Annotated in this window: 8 protein-coding genes; 1 reads left to right on the top strand and 7 read right to left on the bottom strand. The window is 55.8% G+C overall.

All coding sequences use genetic code 11. The features are described 5' to 3' along the window. Window positions 1-3: 3 nt before the first annotated feature. The 3 genes from QV747_RS14595 to argS form a co-directional block, all read right to left on the bottom strand. Window positions 4-423, bottom strand: a complete 420-nt coding sequence (locus QV747_RS14595; protein WP_273432710.1) for a VOC family protein — start codon at window positions 421-423, stop codon at window positions 4-6. 1341 nt (window positions 424-1764) lie between these two features. Further along, window positions 1765-2268 (bottom strand): hypothetical protein, encoded by a 504-nt coding sequence (locus QV747_RS14590; RefSeq protein ID WP_273432492.1) that lies wholly within the window; start codon window positions 2266-2268, stop codon window positions 1765-1767. A 61-nt stretch (window positions 2269-2329) separates the two neighbouring features. Next, window positions 2330-4048 carry an arginine--tRNA ligase gene (argS, locus tag QV747_RS14585; RefSeq protein WP_273432491.1) on the bottom strand — a complete coding sequence of 573 codons (1719 nt, stop codon included), beginning with the start codon at window positions 4046-4048 and terminating at the stop codon, window positions 2330-2332. A 215-nt stretch (window positions 4049-4263) separates the two neighbouring features. On the opposite strand from argS, the gene QV747_RS14580 reads away from it, so the two are divergent. Next, window positions 4264-5472, top strand: a complete 1209-nt coding sequence (locus tag QV747_RS14580; RefSeq protein ID WP_273432490.1) for a cation:proton antiporter — start codon at window positions 4264-4266, stop codon at window positions 5470-5472. A gap of 79 nt (window positions 5473-5551) precedes the next feature. On the opposite strand, the gene QV747_RS14575 is transcribed toward QV747_RS14580, so the two are convergent. The 4 genes from QV747_RS14575 to tkt form a co-directional block, all read right to left on the bottom strand. Beyond that, a complete protein-coding gene (locus tag QV747_RS14575) occupies window positions 5552-7099 on the bottom strand; it encodes an autotransporter domain-containing protein (protein ID WP_273432489.1) in 1548 nt (515 codons plus the stop codon). A 365-nt stretch (window positions 7100-7464) separates the two neighbouring features. Next, on the bottom strand, window positions 7465-7998 hold the full coding sequence (locus QV747_RS14570) for a hypothetical protein (RefSeq protein WP_273432488.1): 534 nt from the start codon (window positions 7996-7998) through the stop codon (window positions 7465-7467). Between the two features lie 56 nt (window positions 7999-8054). Beyond that, window positions 8055-9779: an amidohydrolase gene (locus QV747_RS14565; protein WP_273432487.1), complete on the bottom strand. Its 1725-nt coding sequence runs from the start codon at window positions 9777-9779 to the stop codon at window positions 8055-8057. 331 nt (window positions 9780-10110) lie between these two features. Continuing rightward, a complete protein-coding gene (tkt, locus tag QV747_RS14560; RefSeq protein WP_273432486.1) occupies window positions 10111-12111 on the bottom strand; it encodes a transketolase in 2001 nt (666 codons plus the stop codon). Window positions 12112-12276 lie beyond the last annotated feature (165 nt).

The raw sequence follows: 12276 nt of genomic DNA, 5'->3' as shown, positions 1-12276 counted from the left end.
GCGTTACACCACGAGGTGGTCAGCGGCATCAAAGACCCAGCCCGCCTCGTAGCACACCTCAAAGAGATGGCCATCCAGATCGCGAAAATAGCCCGCCACTCCCCAAGCCGTGGTGGTGGCAGGCTTTACGATCTCGGCCCCGCACGCGGCCGCCGCCGCGAGCACGGTGCCAACTTCGGCGGCCGAATGCGCAATATAAACGAGGGCAAAGCCGGCAAATCCGCTGTGGTTTTGCGCCGGAGCTAGGCAATCTTTTGCCAGCGCTGCCCGATCGAGCAAACCCAACACCACGCCACCCAGATCAATTTTCACAAAGCCCGCATGGCTCGACGGCGCTTTGGGCCAGCCCAGCGCTGCGTAAAATGCGCTGGCGCGCGCCAGATCATTTACACCGAGCAAAATCAGGTTGAGGCGAGGGCGCATGATGGTTCCGTGGGTTGAAAGTAGAGCGATTGTTGATGTGGGGGTGATGGCGCGTCAAGGTGGATTGTATTCCCTGCAGGAGCAGGTTGAGCATGGCCTGCTACGCAGGCGGTGAACCGGCGGTTTCGCCCGCCGTACGACGAGCAAGGCGTGACGGAGCTTGGCGCTTTAGCGCCTTAGCGAAGGCCGTGGCCTTAGGCCAGTCGGTCTTGCTCCGTCCCTTGCAACCCTAACGCGCCCGATCACCGCGAAACCCCGTCCGTCCAGCGCTTGGCAAGGCGATGCGGGAACTCGCGTTGCGCTAGCGTCGCAACGCTCAAACAGCCACATCTTAAAATGGCCCAAGGCCACAGTCTCCGCTAAGGCGGCAAAGCTGCCAAGCTACGCCATGCCTTGCCAACCGCCTCCCGAACGGCGCGGCTCCACGGGCGACTCGCGCTAACCACGGCGGGGGTATATCCACAAAAGCCAAGAAAATCAATGCCTGCAGAACAATACTGCCGCCAGTATTTACCGCGCTGGTGAAGTTGGGGCTTGGTTTCCCGTGTAGCGAAAACCGCAGCAAGGAGAGAGACAAACGGCCTTTTGTTTGGCTCACGACGCGGCAAGGTCAGCGCGGAGCGCTTTGAGCCCGGGTCGCCTTTGGGGTGAAGGGGTATTTGGCGAAGCAAATACCCCTTCCCGTCTGCGCGGCGGAACGCGCATTAAAACATCGCGCCAACGGCGCAAAAAACCTGCTGACTTTAAAGGTTCACGATGGCATGGCCTGCTGGCGCAGGCGGTATACCGGCGGTTTCGCCCGCCGGACGAGCAAGGGGCAGTCTTGCCTTGCCCCTTGCAACCCTAACGCGCCCGATCACCGCGAAACCCCGTCCGTCCAGCGCTTGGCAAGGCGCCGCAAAACTCGCTGCGCGCTAGCGTCGCGCAGCTCAAACAGGTTGCGGCTTAAAACCTTGCCAACCGCCTCCCGAACGGCGCGGCTCCACGGGCGACTCGTGCCAACCACGGCAGGGGTATATCCATGAAAGGCATGAAAATAAAGGATCACAGCACAATACTAGCGCCAGTATCTGCCGCGCTGGTGAAGTTGGGGCGGTTTCCCGTGTAGCGAAAACCGCAGCAAGGAGGGAGATGAACGGCTTTATCGTTTGGCTCACGACGAAGCAAGGGCAGCGCGGAGCGCTTTTCGCCCGGGTCGCCTTCTCTTGCTTACTTCTCTTGGCGAAGCAAGAGAAGTAAGTACTGCGGCGCACAGCCGCCAACCCCAGTCAGGTGAAACATCGATTGTTGATTTAACAACTCATGCGGCGTAATGCCTGCGGCGATTACGCCCTTCAGTGTTTATTGCGCGTTAAATTCAAAACAGTGAAACCTAGTCAAAAAAATAGCCAAAATTAGCGTTGGCAAAATTAGCACAAGGAAAAATAAAGGACCTGAAAAACAGATAATAAAACTGGCCCAGCTAATTTCACCAATTAATATAAACGAATACAACGCTGGAAGCAGCAAGGAAAGAAAGCAGCCCCCACCAAGAAATAAGCCAGTTAAAGCAAAACCCCTCCCCTTCGATTTATTAATAACCCAGAAGCACGTCATAATTAGTAGCCACACCCATGCCAAAATGGGATATATCACCATAAATGACATCAATATACCTACAACAGAAAAGCCCCAGCATACTACGGCAATTCCAAAACGAGCCCACTGAAACTCACCCCGTTCATGGCAAACTCGATCTTGATCCAGCAAAAAATAAAAAAGAGCAACATTTAATAAAACAAAACCAAAAATCAAACTAAAGCCAAATACATCCAAGCCAATAAACCCTAGCAAAAAATCATTCATTTTGGGATCCAAATTCCAAAAAAAAGCGACCTCCCGGTCGCCTTTTTATTAATCAATCCAATTACATCTCTTCCAACACCGCAATCCCCAGCAAACTCAACCCAGTTTTCAAGGTCTTGGCGGTTAAGGCCGCCAGCGCCAGACGGCTGTCTTTGGCGGCGCCTTCGGCCGAGAGGATTGGGCAGGCTTCGTAGAAGCGCGAGAACTGCTGGGCCAGATTGAATAGATACGCACACAGCTGATGCGGCTGGCAGGTGCTGGCCACTGATTCGATCACTTCGTCGAACTGCGCCAATTGCAGCGCCAGCTGTTTTTCGGCTGGCTCAGTGATGACGATGGCGGCGTTGGTATTCACCGCGCCCACTTTGCGGAACACCGACTGCACGCGGGTGTAGGCGTATTGCAGATACGGGGCAGTGTTACCTTCGAAGGCCAGCATCGTATCCCAGTTGAAGATGTAATCGCTGGTGCGGTTTTTGGATAGATCGGCGTATTTCACCGCGCCAATGCCGACGGCTTTGGCGATACTGCGGCGGGTATCTTCCGCTAGATCAGGGTTTTTCTGGCTTACCAGTGTATACGCCCGCTCAATGGCTTCATCCAGCAGCTCGACCAGTTTGACCGTATCACCCGCGCGGGTTTTGAATGGCTTGCCATCTTCGCCCATCATCGTACCGAACGCCACGTGTTCCAGCGCCATATCGGCGGGGGCAAAACCGGCTTTGCGACTGAGCGTGAACAATTGCTGAAAGTGCAGGCTTTGCCGCGCATCCACCACATACACCACGCGTTTCAGATCAAGGCTGCGGTGGCGATAGCGCACGGCGGCGAGGTCGGTAGTGGCATACAGGAAGCCACCATCTTTTTTCTGGATGATCATGGCCTGCGGCTCGCCTTCCGGGTTTTTGAATTCCGGCAGGAACACCACTTGCGCGCCCTGATCTTCCACCAGCAGGCCGGCATTGCGCAGATCGCTGACTACCACAGGCAGATCGTCGTTGTAGGCCGATTCGCCGCGCACCGCGGCCAGATCCAGCCCCACGCCCAGCTTGTCGTACACCGCTTGGCAATGCTGCATGGAAACTTCGACAAACTGCTTCCACAGCGCCAGCACTTCGGCGTCGCCGCCTTGCAGTTTCACCACGTATTGACGCGCGGTATCGGCAAAAACGGCGTCTTCGTCAAAACGCACTTTGGATTTACGGTAGAAGTTTTCCAGATCGGCCAGCTCCAGCTCGGCATCGCCCGATTGACGGGTTTCGACGAGGTAAGCCACCAACATACCAAATTGCGTGCCCCAGTCGCCAACGTGGTTGCAGCGCTGCACATCATGGCCCACAAAGCCCAGCGCGCGCGCGATGGCGTCGCCAATGATGGTGGAGCGCAGATGGCCCACGTGCATTTCTTTGGCCAGATTGGGCGATGAATATTCCACCATCACTTTTTGTGGCGCGGGCTTGGCGATACCGAGGGCGTCGTCGCTTTGCGCGGCACTCAGGCGCTGGGCCAGAAATTCGGGCGCGAGGTGAATATTGATAAAGCCGGGTCCGGCGATTTCGACTTTGTCGGCGATACCGGCCAGATCCAGCGCAGCCACCACTTTGGCCGCCAGCTCGCGGGGGTTGGTTTTCAGCGCTTTGGCGGCGCCCATTACCCCGTTGGCCTGAAAATCGCCAAATTCTGGTTTACCGGAAGGCTGGATTACAGCCGGCGCATCGGGGGCGCCAGCAGCGGCCAGCGCAGCTTGTACGCGCTGGTTCAGGAGTTGGGAAATCGTCATGAAGCGGCCTAAATTCGTAAGTGGGGCCCGCGCAGGGGGCGCTGTGGCGAACCAAATGCCAGCCAGCGAGCCAAAACCGCCATTGTACCTGCTTGTGCCGCCAGCTCAAAAACCGCAGGGGAAAATTACAATTTCAACCATGAATGTGAATTTGCCGTTCAGCTTCAAGCTGTGCGTCTGTCATAATCGAGCAGAATCAAAGCGATGGAGATGCGATGCACCACGATACACCGCTGTTAACGACTTTAGTCTTGGGCCTGGGACTGGCTTATTTATTCGGCATGCTGGCCCAGCGCTGCCGCATGCCGCCGCTGATCGGCTATTTGTGTGCCGGGATTATTGTCGGCCCTTTTACCCCGGGGCCCTTGGCCAATCAGGCGCTGGCCAATGAATTGGCCGAAGTGGGCGTGATTTTGCTGATGTTTGGCGTGGGCCTGCATTTTTCGCTGAAAGACCTGCTGAGCGTGAAGAAAATCGCCATCCCCGGCGCGGTGCTACAGATTGCTTGCGCCACCGCCTTGGGCATGGGCCTAGCGTGGGCGATGGGCTGGCCGTCGGGCGAAGGTCTGGTGTTTGGGCTGGCGCTATCGGTGGCGAGCACGGTGGTGCTGTTAAAAGCACTGCAAAAATACGAGCTGGAGCAAACCCCGCAAGGCCGGATTGCGATTGGTTGGCTGATTGTAGAAGACCTGGCCATGGTGCTGATCTTGGTCTTGCTGCCGGCGCTGGCAGGCCTTTTGGGCGGCACCAGCAGTGGGCACGGCGATGTGGCGCTGGGGCAGCTAATCTTGATGACGCTACTGAAAGTGGCCGCCTTTGTGACCTTTATGCTGGTAGTGGGCCGCCGAGTGATCCCGTGGGTGCTGGAAAAAACCGTCTGGACCGGTAGCCGCGAGCTATTTCGCCTAGGCGTGCTGGCGATTGCGCTGGGCGTTGCCTACGGCGCGGCGCATTTATTTGGCGTGTCGTTTGCGCTGGGGGCGTTCTTCGCCGGTATGGTGTTGGCCGAATCGGAATTCAGCCATCGCGCGGCCGAAGAATCGCTGCCGCTACGCGATGCGTTTGCAGTGCTGTTTTTTGTCTCGGTGGGTATGTTGTTTAACCCAGCGATTATTCTGGAGCAACCGCTGGCGCTGCTGGGTACCGTATTGGTGATTGTGGTGGGTAAATCGCTGGCGGCTTGGGGCATTGTGCGGCTATACGGCTATAACAATGCCGTGGCCAGCACCATTGCCGCGAGCCTGGCGCAGATTGGCGAATTCTCGTTTATTTTGGCCAGCATGGGCATGGCGCTGGGGCTGCTGAGCACCGATGCCAATGCGCTGATTATCGCTGGCGCGCTGCTGTCGATCTTGCTCAACCCACCGCTGTTTTCCATCCTGACCCGGCTCTTGCCGGAGAGCAAACCGGCGGAGGCCAGCTGAGCAAATCAGCAAGTGCATCATAAAAAACACCCCAGCGCGCTGGGGTGTTTTGCTGTGTGTGGCTAGGCTTGCGTCGCGATTAGAACGCGTGGGAAACAAACAATTTGCAATCCCACACCTCCAGCTGACTTACGCCCAGACTCTGGTAGCTGGCGCTCACGTCCACCTGCCAGCTTTGCCTCGCCACCGTGCGCACACCAGCCCGCACCAAGCCTTGCCAATCGGGGTTGAGCGACTGATTAGGCTGCAGGTAGTTATAGAGCACACCGCCCTCAAGATACGGTACGAACACTTGCCCCTGCTGGGTTTGCAGGCGGGTATTGTATTCCGCACTGGCCTGCATCTGCCCGGATTCATGGCGCGGATCATCCACCACCACCTGCAAGGATTTACCCAGCAACACGCCGCTGAATTGGTAGCTTTTCGCCGCTTCCTTGTTATAACTTATCCCGAATTTGGGGCGAATTACATTGCGCTCGTCGAGCGCGTATTCGCCTTGCAAATTGAGGCTGGCGCTGTATTTAGTTGCCGAGCTATCGCCCTGCAGGCTTAACAATTGGTAATCATGACTAACGCGCCCAGCCAGCACATTGGCAAACAGCGACCAGTTCGAGTTTAAGGCATAGGCCAGATACGGCCCCGCCATTACGCTATCGGCATCGCTACTGAGCGCGCCGCGAAAGGCCTCGGCATTTTGCTTGCTCAGTGTCAGCATAAAACCCAGCGACAGCTCGGGGTTGAGTAGGCGATCAGCCCCCAAGCTAAGCGTGCTGCCCTCGCCTTCTAAGGGGCTAAAGCCGCGGCGATTGTCGGAGTGCAGATATTGCAGATCAGCCCAGGCATTCCACTCGCTGGGGGCGAGTAAATCACGCCCCGGGGTGAGTGGAGCAACTTTTAATGCCGCCACCAGCCCCGAGCACGTTTGCAACGAGGCATCATCAACCTGCCCTTGCTCGTCGATCACCGCGCTGGGGCAATACTGCAGTAGCTGGCTGCGGCTTAATTCATAGCTATAGCCATTCATCGCGATCTGGATCGCCCCCGGGCGCGTCACCACCGGCAGATCGGGCAGCTGTGGCCGTGCCACAATCGGCAAATCCGGGATTTCGGGCCGTACCGCCACCGGCAATTCAGGAATGCTCGGGCGTATCGCCACCGGCCGATCAGGAATTTGCGGCCGCACAGCTACGGGGCGCTCGGGTATTTGAGGGCGCACGACCTCTGGACGCTCGGGCTTGGCCGGTGGGCGCCACGTTGGCGGCAGCAAGGGGTTGGTTTGGTTGCGAGATTGCAAAAAGCAATCATACGAGCCATCCGGCTTCATTCGGTCGAGTTTATGCGTGCCATTGACGTCGTTTTTAACCACCGTTGATTCGGTAATATGCGTCGATGCCCCACTGGTTTGCCAGCTATCAATCGAGGCCACGCCCGGCGCGCTCACCCGAAAAGAATCAGCGCGATTACTCTGGGTAATCCAATACGATTTGCTGTTATCGGCGCTGCGCCCCAGATAATCAAATTGGGTCGTTTCAAACCGATCGGCGCAATCGGCGCCATACGCCAAGAGCGGAAACGCCATTGCTACGGCCAGCGGTAAATGGCGACATGCGAAAGAAACTGGATTCATAACATTCTCAAGCAAATTGAATACTCACGCCAAGCAGCTAGCTTGGCGTGAAGTCAGGTTTAGTGATCGTGCTTGTGTGATAGCAAAGCGGTCAGGCTGGCGGTGGTTTGTGCCTGCAATTCGCGCGTGGCAGCTTGTGGCCTCATCGCGGGTAAAGTGGCCGGCTTCACCTTGCCTTTCTCGGGGGCGACGGGCTGCCAGCGGCCTCTTGCAATGAGGTGGTTTGCGCAAATACCGGGCTAATCAATATTGCGCCAATCGATAAACTCAGTAGTGTGTGTTTCATTGTTCACCCTCCTTTTGTATACCCTGCATAGGTATATCGGTACGGAGCATTTTTATAAATAATTTCAGCGCAATACCCATCAATTAGATTGCAACTTAATGGGATAAGGCTTGATTTTCAGTTTAGCGATGCCCAGTTGCTGGGCTTGTTGCAGGCTTAATTGCTGATTCACCAGCGCCGCTAACGCGGCTTCAGTTACTATCAATATCCGCTCGCCGCCACGGGGCGGCAGGCTATGGGTTTGCAGCTTGAGGCGGTGCGCCGACTCCAGCAGGCTACTGGCAGACAGATCATCCTGATCACTCAGGCGCGACCATAGGCCGCCCTCGGCCAGATAAATATGCAAAGTCCCCGTCATTCCGGCGGCTTCCTGCAGATCGCGCAACTGCTCCAGCCAGTGCAAACTGCGCTGCAAAGCCACCTGCCCGCTCAGTGGCTCAATCGCCGCCAGCTCACCATCGCTGATGGCAATCTGGGTAGCAAAAACCGCCGTTGGGGCGGCAGGGTCAACTTCGCTCGGCCCGCCCGCGCCATCATAAATACAGGCCCAGAGCGATGCGGCCGGCAAACTGAGGGCCAGACTCAAGGCAACAAAGTGCAGATTTAGTTTCATGCTTGATCAGGTTTTAGCAGCAAACAGGCCGCCATCTGGCGGCCTGTTGGCGCTGATTACTTGGCTTGTTTGGCGCGACGGTAAATGGTTTTGCCTTCTTTGATGGTTTCAACGACTTTGATATCTTTGATCGCCATTGGCTCAACTTTTAGCGGGTTTTGATCAAGGATGACCAAGTCAGCCAGCTTGCCTGTTTCCAGTGAGCCTTTTTTGTCTTCCTCGCGATATTGATAAGCCACATTGATGGTCATGGCTTTCAAGCCTTCCAGCGGAGTGATGCGTTGCTCAGCGCCAAACACCTCACCACCACGCGAAACACGGTTCACCGCCGACCACAGCATAAACATCTGATCGAGCGGAACCACGACAAAGTCGGTGTGGTTGGTCACGGTGATGCCGCGATCAATCGCATCGCGCATCGGACTGATATAGCTGGCTTGCTCCATGCCGCGATTGGCTTTGTGCGCTTCGCCAAAGTAGAAGGTATGCAAGGTGAACATCGACGGAATGATCTTGTATTGCGCGTATTTACCCAGCTGATCTTTACGCACAAACTGCGAGTGAATCACCGTGGTACGGCGATCTTTATCCAGACTACCCGCCGCGGCGAATTCGTGCGCGGCGATAAATTGGTCGATTGCGGCATCGCCATTGGCGTGCAGATTCAGTGGCAAGCCCAGGTCATATACGCGTTTCACTACTTTATTGGTCAACTCCGCCGGAATAGTTGGCTCGCCCTTCCAATCTTGCTCACCGCCAGGGCCGCCATTGAGATAGGGCGTGGTAAAGAAGGCGGTACGGCCTTGTGGTGAGCCATCAATCGTCACCTTGATGCCACCGAGTTTGAAGCGATTGTGGTATTTGCCGAAGGTGGCTGGCGGATTGGTTTTGAGCACTTTTTCCATATCGGTCATAAATGGAAAAGCGATCACATCAATGATATTCGCACCCAATTTGGCGGCCTTTTGCATCACCACAATATCGCCTTCATGCGAGGCGCCTTCGTGGGCGGTGGTGATGCCGGTTTGGGCAAACAGCATTTGGCCCGCGCGGGTGGCCGCGGCGATTTCTTTATCGGTTGTCGGTTTGGGCAACTGGCCAAAGACCGGAATAAACGCCGTTTCCATAATCAGGCCGTAGGGCTCGTTGGTGCCTTCCTTGCGCACGATAATCCCGCCTTCCGGGGTTTTGGTGTCGGCATTGATGTTGAATTTTTTCAGCGCCAGGCTATTGAGCACCCCACCGTGCATCGACACATGGTGCACGATCACCGGGTTATTGGGCAGCGCCGCATCCAGATCGTCGCGATTGAGCAAGCGCCCCTCGGGCATCGCGGTATCGTCATAGCCATAGGCCTGAATCAGCTCGCCTTTTTTGATTTTCTTCTCAGCGGCAAATTTTTTCAGCTCGGCCACAATGCTGGGCACATCTTTCGCGGGGCCGGCAGGTGGCGCGTAGAGATTAAGCTGGCTGGCTACGGTGAGTGAATTGATATAGTGGCTATGCGCATCCAAGAAAGCGGGCAATAAAGTCTGCCCATGCAGATTGACCATTTTGGTCTGTTTGCCCTTGAGCTTGCCCAGCTCGGCGCGGCTACCCACCGCCAGAATCACCCCACCTTTCACGGCCAGAGCTTCGGCAGTGGGCTGCTGATCATTGATGGTGACAATATCGCCGCCGTAGTAAATGGCATCGGCCACTTTGGCGGGGGCAGCAGCGGCAAGCCCGCCACCAAAAGCCAAAGTCAGTGCAAGGGTAATCGAATGAAATTGGGTGTGCATAGCAAGCCTCTCCGCAGGTGATATTTATTTATGAGACAACAAGCTGGAAGCTTGCCGACAGTAATTAATAGCACACTGTTGCACACTAAAAAATGACAACCAATGCCCACTACAGCATTGTGTGTATTCACCAACAAGCCAGCTGCGCTGGCGAGCCGGGGAGGCGCATACGGCATTGAGCGCTAGGTAGTAATCAATACGGGTATTGCCACATAGGCCTTGATTTAAATAGCGTTCAGACACATACCCAACACAAACCCATACCAACCCCCATTGAACGGACATAAAAAAACGGGCCCCGCAGGGCCCGTTGTGTTTGGCGTGCTGACGCTTATTTCACCAGTGCTTTCGCACGTGCCACCACGTTTTCTACCGTGAAGCCGAAGTGCTTGAACAGCAATGGCGCAGGTGCTGATTCGCCGAAGGTATCGATACCGATTACGTCACCTTCCAGACCTACGTATTTGCGCCAGAAGTCGCTGGTGGCCGCTTCAACCGCCAGGCGTGGCACGCCAGCTGGCAAGACTGAAGCTTTGTACGCTGCGTCTTGTTTGTCGAACACGTTAGTGCTTGGCATTGAAACCACGCGGGCTGCGATACCTTCAGCCGCCAGTGCGTCGAACGCTTTCACCGCCAGATCCAGCTCAGAACCGGTGGCCAGCAACACCACTTTGGCATTCGCCGCATCGCGCAGTACATAGCCACCGCGTTTGATGTTCGCGATTTGCTCTTCAGTGCGCGTTTGGAAAGCCAGGTTTTGACGGCTGAAGATCAATGAAGATGGCGTAGTGCGCTGTTCAATCGCATCGGCCCAAGCCACGACCGACTCAACGGTGTCGGCTGGACGCCAAGTATTCATGTTCGGGATGCAACGCAGGGTTTGCAGTTGCTCTACCGGCTGGTGAGTTGGGCCATCTTCGCCCAAGCCGATTGAATCGTGCGTGTAAACGAAGATATTGTTGGTTTTCATCAGCGCGGCCATACGTACTGCGTTCAGTGCGTATTCGCAGAACATCAGGAAGGTGCCGCCAAATGGACGGAAGCCGCCGTGCAGTACCAGGCCGTTCATAATGTGGCTCATACCGAATTCGCGCACACCGTAGCTGATGTGGTTGCCGCTGATTTGGCCGTTTTCGACTTTCAGGCTGCTAGAGCCTTTCCAGTTGGTCAGGTTAGAGCCGGTCAAGTCAGCCGAACCGCCGAGCATTTCTGGCAAGTTTGGTGCGAAGGCTTGGATCGCGTTTTGGCTGGCTTTACGCGTGGCGATGGTTTCGGCTTTCGCGTTGATCTCAGCAATGGCAGCTTTCACCAGATCTTGCCAGTTCGCTGGCAAGTCGCCTTTCATACGGCGAGTGAATTCAGCGGCTTCGGCTGGGTATTGCGCGGCGTATTTCGCAAACAGCGCGTTCCATTCAGCTTCAGCAGCAGCACCAGCGGCTTTTTTGTCCCAACCAGCGTACACGTCAGCAGGGATTTCGAATGGGGCGTGTGGCCAGCCAATCGCTTCGCGCGTCAGTGCGATTTCCGCGTCGCCCAATGGCGCACCGTGGCAATCGTGGCTAGCGGCTTTGTTGGGCGAGCCTTTACCGATGATGGTTTTGCAGCAGATCAGGGTTGGTTTGTTGCTTTCAGCTTTGGCGGCAACGATGGCGGCGTTCAGTGCATCCACATCGTGACCATCAACGCCAGCAATCACGTGCCAGCCGTAAGATTCGAAACGTTTTGGCGTGTCGTCGGTGAACCAGCCTTCAACGTGGCCATCAATCGAAATACCATTGTCGTCCCAGAACGCGATCAGTTTGCCCAAGCCCCAAGTGCCGGCCAGCGCGCACGCTTCGTGAGAGATACCTTCCATCAAGCAACCGTCGCCCAGGAACACATAAGTGTGGTGGTCAACGATATCGAGGCCCGGTTTGTTAAATTGCGCCGCCAGCAGTTTTTCTGCCAAAGCGAAACCCACGGCATTGGTGATACCTTGGCCAAGCGGGCCAGTCGTTGTTTCTACACCAGGCGTGTAGTGAACTTCGGGGTGACCTGGGGTTTTTGAATGGAATTGACGGAAGTTTTTGATGTCTTCCATCGATACATCGTAACCAGTGAGGTGCAGCAATGCGTATTGCAGCATTGAGCCGTGGCCATTCGATTGTACAAAGCGGTCGCGGTTCGCCCAAGCTGGGTTTTGCGGGTTAAAGCGCATATGGCCACCCCACAATGCCAGACCAATTTCAGCCATCCCCATCGGTGCGCCTGGGTGACCTGAATTGGCTTTTTGCACAGCGTCCATCGCCAGTGCGCGAATTGCATTTGCTAAATCAGTACGCGTAGCTGCCATCACGGTTTTCCTTAATCAATGAAAAACGAATTGCCGCCCGTGATCAGCCATGTTTAGCCGCCCAATCCAGGCCACAACCCAAGGTCAAAAAAGTCTCTGCATTATCGCTGCCCACACCAAATTGGCATAGTGGCCAGCCTAAAAAAATCCACGCGCCCATTAGAG

Source organism: uncultured Chitinibacter sp. (assembly GCF_945957625.1).
Taxonomy (GTDB): Bacteria; Pseudomonadota; Gammaproteobacteria; order Burkholderiales; family Chitinibacteraceae; genus Chitinibacter; species Chitinibacter tainanensis.
This window is presented reverse-complemented; position numbering and strand designations above follow the sequence as displayed.

Bases quoted from the DNA above. Each gene is read 5' to 3' on its own strand.
- QV747_RS14595 (WP_273432710.1), bottom strand. From the start codon at position 423: ATGCGCCCTCGCCTCAACCTGATTTTGCTCGGTGTAAATGATCTGGCG.
- QV747_RS14590 (WP_273432492.1), bottom strand. From the start codon at position 2,268: ATGAATGATTTTTTGCTAGGGTTTATTGGCTTGGATGTATTTGGCTTT.
- argS (WP_273432491.1), bottom strand. From the start codon at position 4,048: ATGACGATTTCCCAACTCCTGAACCAGCGCGTACAAGCTGCGCTGGCC.
- QV747_RS14580 (WP_273432490.1), top strand. From the start codon at position 4,264: ATGCACCACGATACACCGCTGTTAACGACTTTAGTCTTGGGCCTGGGA.
- QV747_RS14575 (WP_273432489.1), bottom strand. From the start codon at position 7,099: ATGAATCCAGTTTCTTTCGCATGTCGCCATTTACCGCTGGCCGTAGCA.
- QV747_RS14570 (WP_273432488.1), bottom strand. From the start codon at position 7,998: ATGAAACTAAATCTGCACTTTGTTGCCTTGAGTCTGGCCCTCAGTTTG.
- QV747_RS14565 (WP_273432487.1), bottom strand. From the start codon at position 9,779: ATGCACACCCAATTTCATTCGATTACCCTTGCACTGACTTTGGCTTTT.
- tkt (WP_273432486.1), bottom strand. From the start codon at position 12,111: ATGGCAGCTACGCGTACTGATTTAGCAAATGCAATTCGCGCACTGGCG.